This window comes from Streptosporangium brasiliense (assembly GCF_030811595.1).
In the GTDB taxonomy this organism is placed as follows: Bacteria; Actinomycetota; Actinomycetes; order Streptosporangiales; family Streptosporangiaceae; genus Streptosporangium; species Streptosporangium brasiliense.
Genome location: NZ_JAUSRB010000001.1, coordinates 1776969 through 1795358, shown reverse-complemented (window position 1 = coordinate 1795358; position 18390 = coordinate 1776969). Strand labels below are relative to the sequence as shown.

The 18390-nt window shown below is 72.1% G+C and carries 17 protein-coding genes; 10 read left to right on the top strand and 7 right to left on the bottom strand.

Annotated elements, in window-relative coordinates; all coding sequences use genetic code 11:
• Nucleotides 1–69: 69 nt before the first annotated feature.
• Nucleotides 70–300, top strand: coding sequence for a hypothetical protein (locus tag J2S55_RS07940; protein WP_306858381.1), 231 nt, complete (start codon nt 70–72; stop codon nt 298–300).
• Nucleotides 287–1705: a pyridoxal phosphate-dependent decarboxylase family protein gene (locus tag J2S55_RS07935; RefSeq protein WP_306858380.1), complete on the top strand. Its 1419-nt coding sequence runs from the start codon at nt 287–289 to the stop codon at nt 1703–1705. Before J2S55_RS07940 ends, J2S55_RS07935 begins: the two co-directional genes overlap by 14 nt.
• A gap of 347 nt (nt 1706–2052) precedes the next feature.
• Here J2S55_RS07935 and folP read toward each other — a convergent pair whose 3' ends face one another.
• Both folP and J2S55_RS07925 read right to left on the bottom strand, forming a co-directional pair.
• The gene (gene folP, locus J2S55_RS07930) at nt 2053–2886 is read right to left on the bottom strand and encodes a dihydropteroate synthase (protein ID WP_306858379.1); all 834 of its coding nucleotides are present in this window, start codon (nt 2884–2886) and stop codon (nt 2053–2055) included.
• 86 nt (nt 2887–2972) lie between these two features.
• A complete protein-coding gene (locus tag J2S55_RS07925; protein ID WP_306858377.1) occupies nt 2973–3839 on the bottom strand; it encodes a LysR family transcriptional regulator in 867 nt (288 codons plus the stop codon).
• 679 nt (nt 3840–4518) lie between these two features.
• Here J2S55_RS07925 and J2S55_RS07920 point away from each other — a divergent pair.
• A complete protein-coding gene (locus J2S55_RS07920) occupies nt 4519–5586 on the top strand; it encodes a neutral zinc metallopeptidase (protein WP_306858376.1) in 1068 nt (355 codons plus the stop codon).
• A gap of 143 nt (nt 5587–5729) precedes the next feature.
• Nucleotides 5730–7529: an LCP family protein gene (locus J2S55_RS07915; RefSeq protein WP_306858586.1), complete on the top strand. Its 1800-nt coding sequence runs from the start codon at nt 5730–5732 to the stop codon at nt 7527–7529.
• A gap of 68 nt (nt 7530–7597) precedes the next feature.
• On the opposite strand, the gene J2S55_RS07910 is transcribed toward J2S55_RS07915, so the two are convergent.
• On the bottom strand, nt 7598–9643 hold the full coding sequence (locus tag J2S55_RS07910; RefSeq protein ID WP_306858375.1) for a spermidine synthase: 2046 nt from the start codon (nt 9641–9643) through the stop codon (nt 7598–7600).
• A gap of 170 nt (nt 9644–9813) precedes the next feature.
• Between J2S55_RS07910 and J2S55_RS07905 the strand changes: the two genes are divergently transcribed.
• Both J2S55_RS07905 and J2S55_RS07900 read left to right on the top strand, forming a co-directional pair.
• Nucleotides 9814–11172, top strand: coding sequence for a S8 family peptidase (locus tag J2S55_RS07905; RefSeq protein WP_306858374.1), 1359 nt, complete (start codon nt 9814–9816; stop codon nt 11170–11172).
• A gap of 4 nt (nt 11173–11176) precedes the next feature.
• Nucleotides 11177–11410 (top strand): hypothetical protein, encoded by a 234-nt coding sequence (locus J2S55_RS07900; protein WP_306858372.1) that lies wholly within the window; start codon nt 11177–11179, stop codon nt 11408–11410.
• A gap of 51 nt (nt 11411–11461) precedes the next feature.
• Here the strand turns inward: J2S55_RS07900 and J2S55_RS07895 are convergent, their stop codons facing one another.
• Together J2S55_RS07895 and J2S55_RS07890 are read right to left on the bottom strand one after the other, a co-directional pair.
• On the bottom strand, nt 11462–12193 hold the full coding sequence (locus J2S55_RS07895) for an ABC transporter permease (RefSeq protein ID WP_306858370.1): 732 nt from the start codon (nt 12191–12193) through the stop codon (nt 11462–11464).
• 8 nt (nt 12194–12201) lie between these two features.
• Nucleotides 12202–12990: an ABC transporter ATP-binding protein gene (locus J2S55_RS07890; protein ID WP_306858368.1), complete on the bottom strand. Its 789-nt coding sequence runs from the start codon at nt 12988–12990 to the stop codon at nt 12202–12204.
• 76 nt (nt 12991–13066) lie between these two features.
• Between J2S55_RS07890 and J2S55_RS07885 the strand changes: the two genes are divergently transcribed.
• Nucleotides 13067–13708, top strand: coding sequence for a TetR/AcrR family transcriptional regulator (locus J2S55_RS07885; RefSeq protein ID WP_306858367.1), 642 nt, complete (start codon nt 13067–13069; stop codon nt 13706–13708).
• Nucleotides 13709–13777: 69 nt separating this feature from the next.
• Nucleotides 13778–14638, top strand: coding sequence for an ion transporter (locus tag J2S55_RS07880; protein WP_306858585.1), 861 nt, complete (start codon nt 13778–13780; stop codon nt 14636–14638).
• 218 nt (nt 14639–14856) lie between these two features.
• On the opposite strand, the gene rpsD is transcribed toward J2S55_RS07880, so the two are convergent.
• A complete protein-coding gene (rpsD, locus tag J2S55_RS07875) occupies nt 14857–15471 on the bottom strand; it encodes a 30S ribosomal protein S4 (protein ID WP_306858365.1) in 615 nt (204 codons plus the stop codon).
• An 86-nt stretch (nt 15472–15557) separates the two neighbouring features.
• Between rpsD and J2S55_RS07870 the strand changes: the two genes are divergently transcribed.
• Nucleotides 15558–16292 (top strand): DUF2470 domain-containing protein, encoded by a 735-nt coding sequence (locus J2S55_RS07870; protein ID WP_306858364.1) that lies wholly within the window; start codon nt 15558–15560, stop codon nt 16290–16292.
• Between the two features lie 306 nt (nt 16293–16598).
• Here J2S55_RS07870 and J2S55_RS07865 read toward each other — a convergent pair whose 3' ends face one another.
• The gene (locus tag J2S55_RS07865) at nt 16599–17180 is read right to left on the bottom strand and encodes a ClpP family protease (protein ID WP_306858362.1); all 582 of its coding nucleotides are present in this window, start codon (nt 17178–17180) and stop codon (nt 16599–16601) included.
• Nucleotides 17181–17376: 196 nt separating this feature from the next.
• Here J2S55_RS07865 and J2S55_RS07860 point away from each other — a divergent pair, with 196 nt between their 5' ends.
• Complete coding sequence (locus J2S55_RS07860; RefSeq protein WP_306858360.1) at nt 17377–17976, top strand: MFS transporter; 600 nt, start codon at nt 17377–17379, stop codon at nt 17974–17976.
• Nucleotides 17977–18390 lie beyond the last annotated feature (414 nt).

Sequence of the window (18390 nt, the reverse complement as noted above, 5' to 3'; positions counted from 1 at the left end):
CCTCCTCCCGGGAGCCCCTCCTTGCCACCTGGACATCCCCCCTCGCGGTCCGCGGCGGTCGGCGCGGTGATGACGGCGGCTCTGCTGCCCGCCGCCCTGTCCACCCGGTGGGTGGTCTCCCGGCCGGGCGCCCGGCCGCTCGGCCTGGTGGCCGCCCAGGCCGGGCCGGCCCTGACCGGCCTGCTGCTCGGCTTCACCGCCCTGCCGGCGGCGCTCATGCTGCTCAGCCTCCCTCTCGTCATCGCCTACCACCGGCTTGCCCGAGCCGTATCACCCAAGGAGATCCATGAACCTGCCTGAGAAGGGCCGGGACGTCGAGGAACTGCTCGCCGAGATCGCCCGGCTGAAGGAGGACGACCTGCCGGTACGCGGAGGCAAGGTGACCGCGTACGTGTACGACACCGGGCGGCCGGAGGTGCACGAGGCCGCGGCCCGGGCCTACTTCGAGATGCTGGAGGTCAACACCCTCGACCCGACCGCGTTCCCCAGTGTGGTGGAGATGGAGAAGCAGGTCGTCGGCGCGGTCGCCGAGCTGCTGGGCGGCGGCTGCGGCATCTTCACCAGCGGCGGCACCGAGTCGATCATGCTGGCGGTGAAGGCCGCGCGGGACTCGCGGCGGGTGCCGGGGCGTCCCCGGATGGCCGTCCCGGTCACCGCGCACCCGGCCTTCCACAAGGCGGCGCACTACCTGGGGGTGGCGGTGGACACCGTGCCGGTCGACCCCGAAACGTTCCGGGCCTCCGCGGCGGCCGTCGAGGCGGTGATCACCGAGGACACGGTGCTGGTGGTCGCCTCGGCGCCCTCCTACCCGCAGGGCGTGGTGGACCCGGTCGCCGAGATCGCCGCGGCCGCCTCGGCGCGTGGCGTGCTCTGCCACGTGGACGCCTGCGTGGGTGGGTGGCTGCTGCCGTGGCTGCGCGAGGCCGGGGCGCCGGTCCCGCCGTTCGACCTGTCGGTGCCCGGCGTCACCTCGCTCTCCTGCGACCTGCACAAGTTCGGTTACTCCCCCAAGGGAGCCTCGGTCGTGCTGTTCGCCGACCCGGCGCTGCGGCGCAGGGCCTACTTCGCGTCGGCGTCGTGGCCCGGCTACACGGTCATCAACGCCACCGTGCAGAGCTCCAGGTCCGCCGGTCCGCTGGGCGGCGCCTGGGCCACCCTCCAGGCCCTCGGCCGGGAGGGTTACCTCGAACTCGGCCGCGCCACCCTGGCGGCGGCCCGGCGGCTCCGCGAGGGCATCGCGGAGATCCCCGGCCTGCGGGTGCTCGGCGACCCCGACTCGGCCCTGGTCGCCTTCGGCTCGGAGGAGGTGGACGTGTTCGTGCTGTCCGACGAGGCCCGCAGGCGCGGCTGGTTCCTGCAGCCGCAGCTCTCCTACGCGGGGATCCCGGCCAACATCCACGTCACGGTCACCGGGGTGACCCTGCGGGGGGTGGAGGCGATGCTGGAGGTGATCGCGGAGTCCGCCGCGGCGGCGCGGGAGCGCGGCCCGGCGACCCTGCCCGAGGGGCTGGTGGAGCTCGTCGCGGAGCTGGACCTGGACGCGCTGGACGACGCCGCCTTCGGCGAGCTCGCCGCGGCCGTCGGGGTGGAGCTCGGCGGGCCGGGTCAGCCGGAGATGGCCGTGGTCAACGCGGTCCTGGACGCGCTGCCGGCCGACAGGCGCGAGGCGGTCCTGATCCGCTTCCTGTCGGTGATCTACGCCTGAGCGGGCCGGCCGACGTACATAACAAATTGATTTACCCAAGTCAGGATATTGCGGTAAATATCCTCATTGGTTGACCATGGGGATGTCCGATCGCCGCCCGCGCACCTCGCGGAGGCGTGCCGGTCGCCCTCCACGGGCCCCGGCGGCGCCGGGATCGGCAACGGCAGGACCACGCGAAAAGCGAGACACGTCCCGTCTCGCCATCGGGCCACCCGTCCCCCCCGCGGGTGGCCCGACCTCTTCCCGGCCGGGCCCAGCGCCGGCCCGCGTCGCCCGGGGACGGCATCGGCCCGCGCCGCCCGGGGACGGGATCGCCGGCGGGCCCCCGCCTCCCGCTCAGCCCGAGGCTAGCGCCGCAGCTCGGCGACGGTGGCCAGCGCGGTGCGGGCGGAGGCCGCGTCGTGGACCCGGAAGACCCGGGCGCCCTGCCAGGCCGAGACCGCCAGGGTCGCCATGGTGCCGGCGTGGCGCTCGTCGACCGGGAGACCGCCGAGGGTCTCGCCGACGAAGTCCTTGTTGGAGACCGCGACGAGCACCGGCCAGCCGGTGGCCACCATCTCGTCCAGGCGGCGGCTGACCTCCAGGGAGTGCCAGGTGTTCTTGCCGAAGTCGTGCGCCGGGTCGATCAGGATCGACTCCCTGCGGACCCCGGCGGCGACCGCCCGCTCGGCGAGCTCGACGGTGTAGCCGATGACGTCGGCGACCACGTCGGCGTAGGCGATGCGGTGCGGGCGGGTGCGGGGGGCGACGCGGCCGGCGTGCGCGCAGACCAGCCCGATGCCGTGCTTGGCGGCGACCTCCGCCAGCGCGGGGTCGACCCCGCCCCAGGTGTCGTTGAGCAGGTCGGCGCCCGCCTCGGCGACGACCTCGCCGACCTCGGCCCGCCAGGTGTCGACACTGATGATCAGCCGGGGGTGGCGCTCCCGAACCGCCGCGACCAGATCGGCCACCCGGCGGATCTCCTCGGCGGGGTCCACCTCGTCGCCGGGGCCCGCCTTGACGCCGCCGATGTCCACGATGTCCGCGCCACCGTCGACGGCCCCGGCCACCGCCTCCAGGGCGGCCTCGAAGCCGTAGGTCCTCCCCTTGTCGAAGAAGGAGTCCGGGGTGCGGTTGACCACCGCCATGATCGCGAATTCGCCGGGCCGGAACTCACGGCCACGCAGGCGCAAGATAGTCATCGAGACCGAGCCTATCGCCCGGTGTCGGAGAGGCAGGCGCTCCCACCTGCGCCGCCTCTGGGGGGTTTCGAAAGGACGTGACGTTCCTAGGCGGCCGACCCACCTTCGGCCACCGACAAGAACTCCTGGGCGATGGCGGGCAGCCGCCGCCGCGCGTGGACGAGGGCGATCACCCGGCGGACCGAGGGATCGAGGGGACGGACCACCAGCCCGGCCCGGGCGGCCTGCTCGGCCATCCCCCGGTACCAGAGCAGGGAGGCCGCGCCCGAGCGGACGGTGTTGAGCCAGTTGCCCCGCTCGTCCAGCTGCACGGTCGGCACCGGGGCGACGCCGTACTTGGCGAACAGCGCGTCGAACTCCCTGCGCCGGGCGCTGCCGGGGACCGGCAGGACCAGCCGCATGCCGTTGAGCCTGCTCATCGGCACCGGGTCGGGCAGGTCCAGGCCGGGCGGGGAGATCAGCACGATCTCCTGACGCTCCAGCGGGTGACTGATCAGGTCGGCGGGGACGGGCAGGTCCGTCAGGCCGAGGTCGGCCCGCTGGTCCCTGATGGCGTTGACCACGCCGTCCCGCCCGTCGCAGCGGACGATGTGCACGCGCACTCCGGGGTGCTCGGCACTGTAGGCGGGGAGGAGGCGTCCGGCCAGCCCCGGTTCGAGGCTGGGGGTGGAGGCGATCCGGAGTTCGGCCTCCGAGTCTCCGTGGCTGGACAGTTCCTCGATCTCGCGGACCGCGTCGAGCGCCTCCCTGGCGAGCTTGACCACCCGGCGCCCCTGCGCCGTGACGACCACGCCACGCCCGGAACGGGCGAACAACGTCATCCCGAGTTCTCGTTCGAGGTCTCTGATCGCACGGGAAAGCGCAGGTTGTGCGATGTACAGCGACCTGGCCGCATCGGTCATGGTGCGGTGCTCCGCCGTCGCGACCACATAGCGGAGCTGCTGCAGATTCATGGTTTTGAAGCTAAATCACAGTGCCCGGCCCGGTCCCGCACATCGCGGAGATCACCTCGGATGATTTCGGAATGTAATCGAACGCAGCGACATCCGTGACGGGTGAGAAATCAGTATGCTTACGCCCCAAATTCGGCAAAGGTCCGGGCTTTCATGCCATATCGGACGCTCGGGTTAACGGGGAGACAGCGTGACAGGCAACGGGCACTACCCTCCACCACCCCCGCCCCAAGGACACCCGTACCCCGCCCAGCAGCCGCCCGCATGGGCCCCCGCCCCGCCGCAGGGACCGCACCAGGGACCTCCGCAAGGACCGCCTCAGGGTTATCCGCCCCCGCCGGGACAGGGTTATCCGCCGCCCCCAGGACAGGGCTACCCGCCGCCTCCGGGGCAGGGGTATCTCCCGCCCCCGCCGGGACAGGGCCTCCCACCGGGCCACGGCCATCCGCCGCAGCCGGCCCCCGGGCCGCCCCCGCCGGACCGGGGCCGCCCCCCGCAGGGACCGCCCCAGGCCTATCCGCCGCAGCAGCCCATGCCGCAGGGGCCGCCCCAAGGGCCACCCCAGGGCCGTCCGGGGCCGGGATACCCGCCCCCGCCCGGACAGGGACACCCGGCACCCCCCGGACAGGGATACCCGCCGCCCCCGGCACAGGGATACCCGCCCCCGCCGCAGGGGCGGATGCCGTACGGCCAGCCGCCCCCGCCGCCGGACCCCCGGCACCGGCGGCCGCCGTATCCGCCGCCCCAGTGGCAGCCGCAGCGCCCCCGCTCCGGCGGCGGCGCGGGGGCGATCATCGGCGGCGTCTTCGGCGTGGTCGCGCTGGTGTTCGTCGGGCTCGTGGTGGTCGGCGCGCTGATCAAGAGCAGCCGCCACGCGGACCCGGTCTCACCGGTCGCGATCCCCACCTTCAGCCCGTTCGACAGGCCTACGGACAGCTCCGCCTCACCGGAGCCCGCCGAATCGCGCTCCACCGAACCCACCTCCTCCGCCGAGCCCACCTCGGACACGGTCCCGACCGGGCGGCAGACCCTCAACACCAGCCTGAAGAACAACACCCTCTACCGGACCGGCGGCCTGCCCAGGGTGAACTGCCCGGTGGGCTCGCCCAGCGTCCGCAGCGGCAGCCAGCTCAAGGCACTGATCATGAGGACGTCCACCTGCCTGGACAGGGGCTGGTCGCAGATCATGCGCGCGCAGGGACTGAGCTGGCAGCGCCCGGGCTACGCCATCGCCTCCGTCCGGGGGCGCGGCGCCTGCGGGGACTACCCCTCGGCCGGCAGCAACGTGCCGTACTACTGCCCGCGCAACCTCACCATCTACGCCTCGACCACGGCCCTGGTGAAGGAGTACGGCGACATCACCGACTGGCACGGCACGATCGTCAGCATGATGGCCCACGAGTACGGGCATCACGTGCAGCAGATGTCGGGCCTGTCCGACTCCTGGTGGGAGCAGACCTCGCGCTCCAGCAGCCAGAGCGGCAGGCTCGCACTGAGCCGCCGCTTCGAGCTCCAGGCCACCTGCTTCGGCGCGATGTTCATGCGTTCGGTCTCGGCCAGCTACCCGGTGACCCCGGCGCGGCGTAACACGCTCTACTACTTCTACTCGCGGGTCGGCGACTGGCCGGGCCACCCCCGCGACCACGGCTCGCCCGCCAACAACAATCGCTGGTTCCGCCAGGGCTACGAGAAGAACAAGACCTTCCAGTGCAACACCTGGCTGGCCCCCGCTTCGACGACGTCGTAGCTTAGATGACCGTTAACCGAGAATTGGTCATCTGTCTGTCATGTCCAGGTATGGGGACTAGAATCCTGGCAATTCTGTGAAATCGGGGAATCTTGGCCGTTTTGCCAGGTTGACCGGGATAAGACGTAGGAAGCGGTGTGACGATGCGCCTTGGGCAAGACTCGGGGGATCCCGCCGGCGACGGTGGGAAACGGCGCACTCGGCGGCGCGGCCCGGGCGGTGAAGCGCAGCCCGGCACCGGCGGCGCGCAGGACCTCCCCGGGGCGCCGGCCGTAGGGGGGCCGGAGACCGGCCAGGCCGGGCAGCCCGAGCGGACGGCGGAGACCTCCGCGCAGGCGGGGGGACCCGCACCGGCGCGGGAGCCGGCCGGGCAGCCCGGGCCGGTGCCCGCGGCCGGCCCTCCGGCGCCCGGCCAGGCCCCCGAGGGCAAGGGCCGGCCGCAGTTCGCCAGGCCGCTGACGACCGCCTCGCTCATCGGCTGGACCCTGCTGTCGGCGGTCCTGCCCGGCGCGGCGCACCTGCGCGCCGGGCGCCGCCGCACCGGCTACATCCTGCTGGGCGTCTTCGGCGTGCTGCTGGTGGCCGCGCTGGCCGGCGGTCTCATCATGTACGGATCGGGCAACACCGGCTTCATCACCCGGGACGGCACGCTCCTGGCCGGGGCGCTCATCGCCGGGCTCGGCGCGCTCGTCTGGTTCCTGCTGGTGCTGTCGTCCTACATCTCCCTGAAACCCAACCGGCTGAACCGCAGCGGGCAGGTCGTCTCGGGCATCGCGGTCGGCCTGCTGTGCGTGTCGGTGATGGCGCCGTTCGCGCTGGCCGCGAGCACGGTGCTGACCGTCAAGGAGACGGCCAACAGCCTCTTCCCGACCGTCAAGGACGACCCGACGGCGGCCCCGATCAAGCACGAGGACCCGTGGGGCGGGCGCGACCGGGTGAACTTCCTGCTCATCGGCGGCGACGGGGCCGGCAACCGGGAGGGCGTGCGGACCGACAGCATGACCGTGGCGAGCGTGCACGTCGCCACCGGCAACACGGTCATGTTCAGCCTGCCCCGCAACCTGCAGCACGTCCGCTTCACCCCCGGCACCCCGCTCGCCAAGCACTTCCCCAACGGCTTCATGCGCGAGCTGCCCAACGGCGGCCTGCTCAACGAGGTCTGGCAGTACGGCGAGGACCACCCCGAGATCGTGCCGGGCAAGAACGAACAGCGCGGCCCCCGGGCGCTCATGGACGCCATCGGCCACACGCTCAACCTGAAGATCGACTACTACGCCCTGGTGAACATGTTCGGCTTCGCCCACCTGGTGGACGCCATCGGCGGGCTGAAGATCCGGGTGGACACCGACGTCAAGTGGGGCGGTCTCTACGGCACCGCGGGCACGATCAAGGCCGGCTACCAGACGCTGTCCGGCGAGGAGGCGCTCTGGTACGGGCGCTCCCGCGTCGGCAGCGACGACTTCTCCCGCATGGCCCGCCAGCGGTGCGTCATCGGCGCCTTCGCCCAGCAGGCCACCCCCCAGGTGGTGCTCACCAACTTCGTCAAGATCGCGAATGTGGCCAAGCGGATGGCCAAGACCAACATCCCCCGCGAGCTGCTGGAGCACGTGACCGACCTCGGCCTCAGGGTCAAGAACGCCAGGATCACCAGCCTGCAGTTCGTGCCGCCGGAGTTCTACACCGGCTCCCCCGACTGGCCGAAGATCCGCACCGCGGCGGCCAAGGCGCTGCGCCAGTCGCTCCAGCCCAGCCGCCGCGCCCTGGCGGCCGGCGTGACCGCCTCCCCCGGCGCGACGACCTCACCCGGCGAGACGGCCTCACCCGGCGAGAGCGGCGCCTCTCCCGCCCCGACGCCCAGCAGGACCGCGACGGTCCGGCCGAGCCAGACCCCCACCCAGAACGGCAAGGGAGCCAAGTCCCTCGGCGAGCTCTGCGGGTTCTGACCCCTCCCCGCGCACGCGTGGCCCGGCTCCCCCTGGAGGAGCCGGGCCACCGTCTTTCCCGCCGGCGCTCAGGCGGCCTTGGCCCCGCGGGGCAGCAGGGCGAAGGCGCCGAGGTAGAGCAGGCCCGCCACGATCAGCAGGGCCTGGTAGCCGATGACCAGCGCCAGATACTCCAGGCAGCCGCCGACCATCGCGCCCAGCAGGTTCGCGCCGAAGGCCGTCGTGCCGTCGCCGGAGTCGGCGAAGCGCTTGGCGAACACCACGTTGGCCGCGAAGATCGGCAGGAACGCCACCACCACGGCGACCAGCGCCCGCAGCGGCAGCGGCAGGCCCAGCAGCCAGGAGTTGGGCACCAGCCAGGCCAGCACCAGCCCGCCGAGGAGCACGCCGTACATGACGGGCAGCGGCGGGATCCTGAAGCGGCGCGTCACCTCCACCGCGGCGAGCACGGCGACCAGCACCCCGGCGAACACGATGGCGTTGACCACCCAGGTCGTGCCGAACAGCAGCGCGAAGCCGGTCACGCTCTTGGTCTCCAGCAGCAGGAAGGCCACGCCCAGCAGGAACAGGTCGGCGTAGGGGCGCATCCGGGTGTACGGCCCGGCGACGGCCCGGACGGCGAGCATGCTCACGATCAGGATCAGGCCGAGGGTGATGATGTAGATCTGCGGGACCGTGCGGTCCTTCAGGTAGAGGAACGGCCGGTCGTCGCCCGTCGGCGGCGGGGTGGCGGCGGTCGCGCCGGCCCACTCCGCGCCGCAGCTCTGGGCCTGGGGACCGAGACCCGCGGTGATCACGGCCTGCTGGCCGGTCTCGCTGACGATGTCCACGCACGGCTTGTGGCCGAAGGCGGCCTGCATGGTGGCGGCGAGCCGGTCCACCAGCCAGCTCTCCCGGTAGTAGTTGTACATCGAGAAGGTGCCGCCGGGCTTGAGGTGGTCCCTGGCCGCCTCCATGGCCTGCTGGGTGAACAGGTAGCTCTCCAGCCGCAGCGAGCTCGCCCCGGAGACCAGGGTGAGCGAGTCGGGCAGCGCGAAGAGGATCAGGTCGTACTTGCCGGAGGTGCGCTCCAGGAAGGCGCGGCCGTCGGTGACGACGGTGGTGACGCGGGGGTCGGCGTAGGGCCGGTCGGGGTGGTAGGTCCCGCCGAGCTCGCGGAGCTTGGGGTCGATCTCCACCGCGTCCACGTGCTTGGCGCCCTTGGACAGCGCGATGGCCACGTCGGTGCCGCTGCCCGCGCCGACGATCAGGACGTCGTCCAGCTTCCGCGCCGCGGCCCGCTCGTACGGCAGCGCGTACTGGCGCTCCCATTGGAGCCGGCTGGCCGCCGGGACGGCCTGCTGGTGCGGGATGCCGTTGACCTGGATGTCCATCACCGGGACGCCGGCGTAGTCGAGCCGGTCGTAGGTCACCTTGTAGTAAGGCGACCACAGCGCCCCCGCCGTCAGCGTCTCCACCGCGAGCGCTCCGACGACGATCAGGGACGGGACGGCCAGCGCGACCCTCCCCCAGACGTTGCGCGGCCACAGCAGCACGATGTAGGCGGCCGCGGCGATCACCCCCCACACGACCGGGGGCGCGCTGAGGAAGGACAGGGCGGTGAACAGCGCGATGCCGGTGAGGCTGCCGATCAGGTCGTAGCGGTAGGCCTCCAGCCGGTCCAGCTCGGGGAAGCAGCGCCCGACCAGCTCGGCCGGGCCCATCAGCACCACCGCCGCGGCCGCGAAGATCACCGGCAGGATCAGCCAGGGCGGCGGCCCCTGGGTGCTCAGGCTCGTCCAGTACAGGACGCCCTCGGTCTGCCGGTCCACCGTGACCGGGAAGAACAGGATGACCAGCACGAGGACGGCCAGCACGATCGGCGAGTAGTACGGCTGCCGCCTCGTGCGCCCCACCCGGAGGAACCCGAGCCCGATGCCGAGGAACGAGCCGAGCAGGACAAAGTTCGTGAAGTAACTCAGATGCACGATGTTCGATCCGGTCCACCGGATCAGCGCCAGCTCCAGGAAGAGCATGAACGCGCTGGCCACGACCAGTCTCGGCCGGGTGCCCAGCCAGTGCGTGGACAGGACATCGGAATGGGGGGGTGGCGTCGTCTCCGCCGCTGCGGTCATGCCGTCCAACGCTAGTGACCGCCATGCCCCCAGGGAAGGAAATAAGTGTCGGCGGTTTGCGGGCTTCAGGTGGGCTGATACCGATACACGCTGGTTTGAATGGCTGGACGCGATCGAGGCGGATGAAGGAACGTGGTGGAGTCCGATCCCCCGAATTCTGGTGGTGCACCATGCGGGTCCTGATCCAGCTCCGCCCCTCCCCGGACGTCGTCGCGGCGGTGGCCGATCCCGACGTGACCACGACGACGGCCGACGTCGCCGACCGGCTGCCCGGCGTCGTCCTGGACCCCTCCTACACGCCGGTCGCCGTGCCGCGTCCCGTGCCCGCGGCCGGGGGCGACCCCCTCTCCCTGAACCAGGCGCTGACCTTCTCCCTCGCCGCCGACGACGCCTCGGTCATGGTCCGCGGGGAGATCTCCGACGACGAGCTGTCCACCCGCCTCACCCTGCTGCCCACCCTCCGCAACGACGTCGTGGGGATCTACGCCGACCCGGTGATCGAGACCAACCTCACCTGCGGCGGCGACGCCCCCGTGGGCGACTGGCACGACGTGGAGCGGCTGGTGCACGCCGCCGAGCTGCACGCCGAGGGGCTCGACGGGTCGGGCGTCGCGCTGGCGGTGCTGGACACCGGCATCAACGCCGCGCACGTCAAGCACCATCTCGGCCGGGACCTGCTGCTGGACAGGGAGCGGAGCTGGAGCCCCGACGGGGTGAGCGGCGAGCCGGGCGAGTTCCCGGTCAACCACGGCACGATGTGCGCCTTCGACGCGCTCATCGCCGCCCCGCGGGCGTCGCTGATCGACATCCCCGTGCTGCTCTCCCAGCGCCCCGGCGGCTCGGCCCTGGACGGCCTGCTGTCGGACGCGGTGGCGGCCTTCGCCCACCTGCGCACCGTCCTGGAGGCCCAGCCCGCGGAGTCGCGCTCCCTGGTGATCACCAACAGCTGGGGCTCCTTCTCCCCCCGCTGGGACTTCCCCGTCGGCCACCCGGGCAACTACTCCGACAACCCCGCGCACCCGTTCAACCTCATCATCTCCAGCCTGGAGCAGGCCGGCGCCGACGTGCTGTTCGCCGCCGGAAACTGCGGGCGCGACTGCAAGGACAGGCGGTGCGCCTACCCGGACCGGCCGATCACGGGCGCCAACTCCCATCCGGGTGTGCTGTCCATCGGGGGCGTCGACACCAACGGCCAGCGGGTCGGATACTCCTCCCAGGGGCCCGGCCGCCTCACCCTCCGCAAGCCCGACGTCTGCTCCTACACCCACTTCTCCGGCTCCAAGGCCTTCGGCGACGGCGAGCCCGACTCGGGCACCTCGGCCGCCTGCCCGGTGGCCGCCGGCCTGGTCGCGGCCGTCCGCACCCGGTGGTCCTCCACCGCCCTCACCCCCGCCCAGCTGCGCACCCTGCTGCGCCGCACCGCCGACGACCGCAGCGACATCGGGTTCGACTACGACTACGGCTACGGCGTCACCGACACATCGGGGATACTCGCCGCGTTGCGCCGCAGGGCGATGCGCGTAGCGTGAGGTCATGGTCCTTGTCACCGTACGGCTCCCGCCCCAGGCGACACTCACGCAGGCGATGCGCCGCCTGGGGCTGTCGGAGGAGGAGGTCGACACCGGCTACGGCCTGGTGCTCATCGATCCCGGTCAGGGCCTGTACGGCCTGCGGGTGAGCGAGGAGGCCGCCCGCCGGATCGACCCCGAGGCGGGCGGCGGCCCCTACGCCGACCCGAGGATCGAGCCCTACGGCCCGCCGGGCTGAGGCGGCGGCGCGTCCGGGCCCGCGGCGCCGCCGCTCCGTCCCGCCCGGTGGTCAGGCGTTCTCGCGGTTGAAGACGCGGGTGCCCACCGTCACGCAGACCAGCGACAGGGCTAGGGTCACGGCGACGCCCGCGGCCACGGTCCAGCTCGCGTAGTGCCCGTCGAACAGCTCGCGCAGGGCTTCGAGCACGTAGCGGAACGGGGTGAGCCGCGACAGCGCGTCCAGCCAGCCGGGCGCCATCGACATCGGCAGGAACGCGCCCGACAGCAGCACCAGCGGGACGACCGCGGTGCTCATGACCGGCGCGAACAGGTCGGGGTTCATGGTGAGCGCGACCGCGTTGGACAGGGCGGCCAGGCTCACCCCCAGCAGCGCCATGAGGACGAGCCCGGCCAGCACGCCGGGGAGCGCCGCGCGCATGCCGAAGGCGTAGCCCACCACGATCAGCATGACCGACTGGATCAGCAGGGTGACCGAGCTGCCCAGGACCCGGCCGAGCAGCAGGGCCATCCGGTGCGCCGGGGTGACCCGCAACCGCTCCAGCACGCCCGACCGGGCGTCGAAGACGATCCCGAACCCGGCCATGCCCGCGCTGAGCAGCCCCACCTGGACCAGCAGGCCGGGGACCAGCGTCTCCCAGGTCCCGATCGTGGCGAACAGCGGACCGAACAGCACCAGATAGAGCAGGGGCTGCAGGACGCCGAAGACGATCCCGGCCTTCTGCCTCAGGGAGATCCGGACGTTGTACCGGAAGACCAGCCAGGTGTCACGGAGGATGTCCATCGAGCCGTTCACCGTCCCTCTCCGGCCGGCTGGACGGCCTCCGCGTCCGAGACCCGCTCCGCGGGCCCGTTCTCTCTCAGGGAGCGGCCGGTGATGGCCAGGAAGACGTCGTCGAGGGTGCCGGAGCCGCCCTTGAGCTCGGCCGGGGTGCCCTCGGCGACGATCACGCCGTGGTCGATGACGAACAACCGGTCGGCGAGCGCGTCCGCCTCGTCGAGATAGTGGGTGGTGAGGAAGACCGTGAGGCCGCGCTCCTGGCGCAGGCGCCTGACGTGGTCCCAGAGGTTGGCCCGGCTCTGCGGGTCGAGGCCGGTGGTGGGCTCGTCGAGGAAGAGCAGCGACGGACCGTGGACCAGCCCGAAGGCCAGGTCGAAGCGGCGGCGCTGGCCTCCGGAGAGCGCGCCGCCCGGGCGGGCCTCCAGCCCGGTGAGGCCGAAGCCGTCGAGCACCTCGCCGATCCGCTCACGCGCTTCGGCCGGACGCATGCCGTACAGCAGGGCGTGGAGTTCGAGCGCCTCCCCGACCGGGTCGGCCGGGCCGATCCCGCCGTGCTGGGACACGTAGCCGATGTGCCGCCGCACGGCCCGGGGATCGGTGAGCAGGTCGTGCCCGGCGACCGTGGCGGTGCCGCCGGTGGGGCGCAGCAGCGTGGTCAGCATGCGCATGGTGGTCGTCTTCCCCGCGCCGTTGGGGCCCAGGAAGCCCACGATCTCCCCGGCCTCGACGGCCAGGTCGACGCCCCGGACGGCTTCGACCCCGCCCGGGAAGGTCTTGCTCAGGTTCGATGTCTTGATCATTGATCGCCTCCGTTTTTAAAGTAACACCAATTTTGAGGTGGCCACAAAATTTGACCGGCACCATAGGATGGCGCACATGAGCGAGGGCCTGCGCGAGCGCAAGAAGAGAGAGACCCGGCTGCGCATCTCCGACATGGCGACGGGGTTGTTCATGGCGCGCGGCTTCGACAACGTGACGGTGGCCGAGGTCGCCAGGGCCGCCGACGTCTCGGTCAACACGGTCTTCAACTACTTCCCGACCAAGGAGGACCTGCTCTTCGACCGGCAGGACGAGGTGGTGGAGCTGCTCGGCAAGGTCATGCGGGAGCGCAGGCCCGGAGAGAGCGCGGTGCAGGCGCTGCGCCGCGACTTCCTGGACGCCCTCGACACCGGTGACTGGCGATACGGCTTCCACGAGGGGAGCGACGCCTTCCCCCGCATGATCAGCGCCAGCCCGGCCCTCGTCGCCCGGCTGCGGGAGATGAACGAGCTCCGGATGGAGGCCCTGACCCGGGCTCTCGCCGACGAGGCCGACGCCGACCCCGACGACCTCACCCCCGCGCTCGTCGCCGGCCAGATCTGCGCGACGCTCCACACGCTGACGACGCACGCCGTCCAGCGCGTGCTCGCCGGCGAGAGCGTGGCCGCCATCACCCCGGACCTGCGCGAGCACGCCGATCGCGCCTTCCGCCTCCTGGAGTCCGGGATCGGCGACTACTGCGCCCGCCGTACGGAATGAAGATCTTTCAGGCGATATGATCTACCGGCAGTCCGTTCGGCCTTAACCCCCGGGGAGTCATCCGTGCCGGTGCGCGAGCGTGTCCGCGCGACCCTGGAGGCCCCGCGTTTCCAGCAGGTCATCATCGCGGTCATCGTGATCAACGCGGCCACCCTGGGGCTGGAGACCTCCACCACGGCCGTCGAGCGGTACGGCACGGCACTCACCGTCGTCGACCACCTGGCGCTCTACATCTTCGTGATGGAGTTGGCCGCGAAGATCTACGCCTACCGCCGGCGGTTCTTCCAGGACCCGTGGAACCTGTTCGACGCCATGATCGTCGCGGTCTCCCTGCTGCCCACTGCCGGGGGCCTGTCGGTGCTGCGGGCGCTGCGGATCCTGCGGGCGCTGCGGCTGATCTCGGTGGTGCCGAGCCTGCGCAAGGTCGTGACGGCCCTGCTCACCGCGGTGCCGGGGATGACGTCGATCGTGCTGCTGCTCGGCCTGGTGCTCTACGTCACGGCCGTGATGGGCACCAAGCTCTACCACGCCACCGCGCCGGAATACTTCGGCGACCTGCCCACCTCGCTGTTCACCCTGTTCCAGATGATGACCGGGGACGCGTGGTCCGACATCACCCGGGAGGTGATGGACGAGCATCCGTCGGCGTGGGTGTTCTTCGTGCTGTTCATGCTGGTGTGCACCTTCGTGGTGCTGAACCTGTTCATCGCGGTGGTGGTCAGCGCGATGGAGGACGAGCACGCCGAGGAGTCGGTCCAGGCGACCCAGGATCTCGGCGTGGCCGTACTCGCCGAGCTGCACGCGCTCCGGGCCGAGGTGCGGGAGCTGCGGGAGCGGGTCCCCGTGACACCGGGGGCGGGCGGCGGGAACACCGCCCCACCGGCGCCCCGCAGGCGCGGATCGGCGCGCGGGCGCTCCGGCGGCAGATGACCCGGCCACGCCGGACGGCGGACGGTCCGGCCGTCCCGCGGCACCGACGTCCGGGACGGCCGGGCCCGGCGGCGCGGACGCGCGGGGCGGCGGGACACCCGGCCGCGGGCGCGCGAGGTGGCCCGACGGCCCGGTGACCGCGTGATCCGGCCGGCCGGCGCCGGACGGCCCGAGCCGGCGGCCCGGCCGCCGGGCCACGAGGGTCGGCGGGCCGTGGGTCAGCGGGAGTAGAACTCCACCACGAGCTGCTCGTCCACGGGGACCGTGATCTGCTCGCGCAGCGGCCGGCCGACCACGGTGAAGCGGAGCTCGGCGTGGTCGACGGCCAGGTAGGAGGCGATCCGGTCGTCGGCGTAGACGCCCTCGGCCGCGGCGACGAACGGCTGCATCCCGCGGGAGCGCTGCCGCACCGCGACGACCTGACCGGGCTTGACCAGATAGCTGGGGATGTCCACCTTGCGGCCGTCCACGGTGATGTGGCCGTGGGTGACGTACTGACGGGCGGCGTAGATGGACGGGGCGAGGCCCGCGCGCAGGACGAGAGAGGCGAGACGGCTCTCCAGCAGCACCACCAGCTCGGCCCCGGAACGGCCGGTGCCGCGCAGCGCCATGTCCCAGTAACGGCGCATCTGCCGCTCGGATACGTCGTAGTACCAGCGCAGCTTCTGCTTCTCCATCAACCGCAGGCCGTAGTCACCGGTCTGCCGGCGGTTGGTCTTGCGGCCGTGCTCACCCGGCGGGTAGGGCCGCTCCTCGAAGTAGCGGACGGCCTTGCGGGTCAGCGGGACGCCGGCCCTGCGGGACAGGCGCACCTTGGGTCCGGTGTAGCGCACGGTCACTCCTTTGTGGTTAGGTTTACCTTATTGAGGTAAGCCTAACCTTAGTGAATGAGCCGTCCGATCTCAAGGAGAGCCGGTCCATGCAGCAGCAGCCCGTCACCGCTCCGCCGATCCCCGAGCGCGTCCGCACGCTGGCCGCCGCCGCCGTCCCCACCCACGTGTCCCTCGCCGGCACCGACCGGCCGGCGATGCCCGCCAGGGGCGGCGTGGACGGCGCGGGACGCCCGGTGCTGCTGGTCCTGCCGGGGGATCCGCTCTACGACCTGCGCGACGAGCCGGTGGTGACCGTCGACCTGACCGCCGGCCGCTCCCTGGGCGGGCGGGAGGTCTCGCGCGGCCTGCTCAAGGTGCAGGGCTGGACGCAGGCCGTGCCGGCCTCCGAGGCGTGGCAGAGCGCGGCGGCGATCGCCGAGAGCTGCCCGGACGAGGCGCTGTTCGAGGCCCTGGAACGTTCCGACGGCCCCCGGCTGCTCCGGGTCGACGTCGGGCAGGTGATCTATCTCGCCGCCCCCGAATCGGGCGTCCTGGACGGCGAGGAGTATCTCGGCGCGGCCCCCGACCCCCTGATGGACGGGGCCGAGCGGATGCTCCGCCACGTCAACGTCACCCACCGCAGACAGCTGGAGACAGCGCTGCGCACGCTGCTCGACTCCCCCGTCAGCGAGGTGTGGCTGTGGGAACTCGACCGCTTCGGCGCGACCGTCCGCTCCGGCATCGACAGCCCCACCCTGGTCCGACTGCCCTGGCCCACCCCCGCCACCGACGTCGACTCCCTGGAGCAGGCCCTGCGCTGCCTGCTCTGCCACCACCGCTGAGCGGGCGGCTCCCCGAGGGGGCGCCTGCCGCACCGGCAGGGCCGCGAGCTCGCCGAGGCGGCCCGCGAGATCACGGCGCCGTCAGAGGGCGTATTTCCGGACGCGAGCCGCGCGGGCGTCCTCCGCCGCGGGGCGGGAGGCCGACGCCGCCCGGCGTGACGTGCCGCTCCCGGAGGAGACGGCCCGTCACACTCTCGGCAGGGCCTGCCGCCGGTTACGCGGGGAGCCCGCTAGGACTCCCCGGAGAAACTCGGCGCAATTCTCGATGCACGCCTGAATTGAGAGAAAAATCACCTATAAGGTGAATTATGAATTCTCCGCCCCGACCACACTGGTGCTGCGGATGACCTCGTCGACCAGTCCGTAGTCCTTGGCCTCGATGGCGGTGAACCAGCGGTCGCGGTCCCAGTCTTCCTCGATCTGCTCCAACGGCTGGCCGGTGTGGAAGGAGATCCGCTCGCTCATCACCTTCTTGGTGTAGAGCATCTGCTCGGCCTGGATGACGATGTCACTGGCCGTGCCGCCGATGCCGCCGGACGGCTGGTGCATCATGACCCTGGCGTGCGGCAGCGCGTACCGCTTGCCGGGCGTGCCCGCGCAGAGCAGGAACTGCCCCATCGAGGCCGCCATGCCCATACCGACGGTGGCGACGTCGTTCGGGATGTACTGCATCACGTCGTAGATCGCCATCCCGGCCGAGATCGAGCCACCGGGCGAGTTGATGTAAAGCCAGATGTCACGCTCGTCGTCGTCGGCGGAGAGCAGCAGCAGCTCCCCGCAGATCCGGTTGGCCACCTCGTCGTTCACCTCGCTGCCGAGCACCACGATCCTCTTGCGCAGCAGCCGCTGGTACAGCGGGTCCTCGAACACGGGCTGCGGACTGGTCATCTCTTTCACCTGCCCCGAATCCATAATTTACGAATGGTGAATCCCTGCGACCATAACGCGGGGCGACACCCTGATTTCGGCCCGTTCGCTGTCAGCGCTTTCCGCTGACAGCGCAGCGCGTGAATCCGTTCGCGTCTCCGGGACACGGCAGGGCTGAGGCGGGGGCGACCCGGTGGTGTGTGATGATTGCCGAATCATGCCCGCGACCACGATCTTCCGCCTGACCCGCACCACGGCCTTCGCCGTGGTGTCCCTCGGGCTGGGCGCGGTCGCGCACGTGCTCGCCGGCGGCACGGTGCCGGCGTGGAGCGCGGCGGGCGGGCTGGTGCTGGCGGCGGCGGCCGCACTCCCGCTGACCGGGCGCGAGCGCGGCGTGGGGGTGATCCTGCCCCTCCTGGGCAGCACGCAGGCGGCGCTCCACCTGCTGTTCGCCGCGACGGACCCGGCGGCCTGCCACGCGGCCTCCGCGCACCCGCGGCCCGGACTGCTGCCCGAGCTCACCACGCTCATCACCCACCCGCACTCGGGGCTGCTGCCCGGGCTCGCCATGCTGGTCACGCACGGCTGGGCGGTGGGGCTGACCGCGCTGTGGCTGGCCCGCGGCGAGGCCCTGCTCTGGGGCCTGCTGCGCCGGCTCGGCGCCCGGCTCGGCCCGGTCCTCGGCGGCGGCCCCTTCTCCTTCGCGCCACCCGTGGTGACCGTCACCCCGGACGGACCCGCCGTTCTCCGCCCGGCCCTGCTCCGTCACGTGGTGAGCCGGCGCGGCCCTCCCGCACCGCACCCCGTCATGCTCTGACGAGCTCGTCCTTCCGGCGATCTCGCCTCCGTCCCCGACGACGTCCACCGACGCCCTGTCCGGCGACGGCCTGTCCGACGGCGCCCTGTCCGGCGACGGTCCCGGCCACCGGCGGCTCGCCCACCGGGGAGCCCGTCCGACGGCGGCCTGCCGACCGGCGGTCCGGTCCACCGGCGGCCCCGTCCACCGGCGGGTCCTCGCATCCCGGCGGCCTGGTCCTCGGCGATCCCGTCATCCGGCGGCCTCGTTCTCGGCGATCCCGTCCACCGGCGGCCCCGTCCTCGGTGACCTCTGACGACCTCGTCCTCGACGGCCTGACGGGCCCTGCGACCTGACGACCCGGGCCGGACCACGCGGCGCCGGGCGCTCCACCTGACCTGTCCACCTTTCCGGCGCCTCCAGGCGGCATGTCGA

Coding starts and splice junctions, on each gene's coding strand:
- J2S55_RS07940 (WP_306858381.1), top strand. CDS start 70: ATGACGGCGGCTCTGCTGCCCGCCGCCCTGTCCACCCGGTGGGTGGTC.
- J2S55_RS07935 (WP_306858380.1), top strand. CDS start 287: ATGAACCTGCCTGAGAAGGGCCGGGACGTCGAGGAACTGCTCGCCGAG.
- folP (WP_306858379.1), bottom strand. CDS start 2,886: ATGACTATCTTGCGCCTGCGTGGCCGTGAGTTCCGGCCCGGCGAATTC.
- J2S55_RS07925 (WP_306858377.1), bottom strand. CDS start 3,839: ATGAATCTGCAGCAGCTCCGCTATGTGGTCGCGACGGCGGAGCACCGC.
- J2S55_RS07920 (WP_306858376.1), top strand. CDS start 4,519: ATGCCGTACGGCCAGCCGCCCCCGCCGCCGGACCCCCGGCACCGGCGG.
- J2S55_RS07915 (WP_306858586.1), top strand. CDS start 5,730: ATGCGCCTTGGGCAAGACTCGGGGGATCCCGCCGGCGACGGTGGGAAA.
- J2S55_RS07910 (WP_306858375.1), bottom strand. CDS start 9,643: ATGACCGCAGCGGCGGAGACGACGCCACCCCCCCATTCCGATGTCCTG.
- J2S55_RS07905 (WP_306858374.1), top strand. CDS start 9,814: ATGCGGGTCCTGATCCAGCTCCGCCCCTCCCCGGACGTCGTCGCGGCG.
- J2S55_RS07900 (WP_306858372.1), top strand. CDS start 11,177: ATGGTCCTTGTCACCGTACGGCTCCCGCCCCAGGCGACACTCACGCAG.
- J2S55_RS07895 (WP_306858370.1), bottom strand. CDS start 12,193: ATGGACATCCTCCGTGACACCTGGCTGGTCTTCCGGTACAACGTCCGG.
- J2S55_RS07890 (WP_306858368.1), bottom strand. CDS start 12,990: ATGATCAAGACATCGAACCTGAGCAAGACCTTCCCGGGCGGGGTCGAA.
- J2S55_RS07885 (WP_306858367.1), top strand. CDS start 13,067: ATGAGCGAGGGCCTGCGCGAGCGCAAGAAGAGAGAGACCCGGCTGCGC.
- J2S55_RS07870 (WP_306858364.1), top strand. CDS start 15,558: ATGCAGCAGCAGCCCGTCACCGCTCCGCCGATCCCCGAGCGCGTCCGC.
- J2S55_RS07865 (WP_306858362.1), bottom strand. CDS start 17,180: ATGACCAGTCCGCAGCCCGTGTTCGAGGACCCGCTGTACCAGCGGCTG.
- J2S55_RS07860 (WP_306858360.1), top strand. CDS start 17,377: ATGCCCGCGACCACGATCTTCCGCCTGACCCGCACCACGGCCTTCGCC.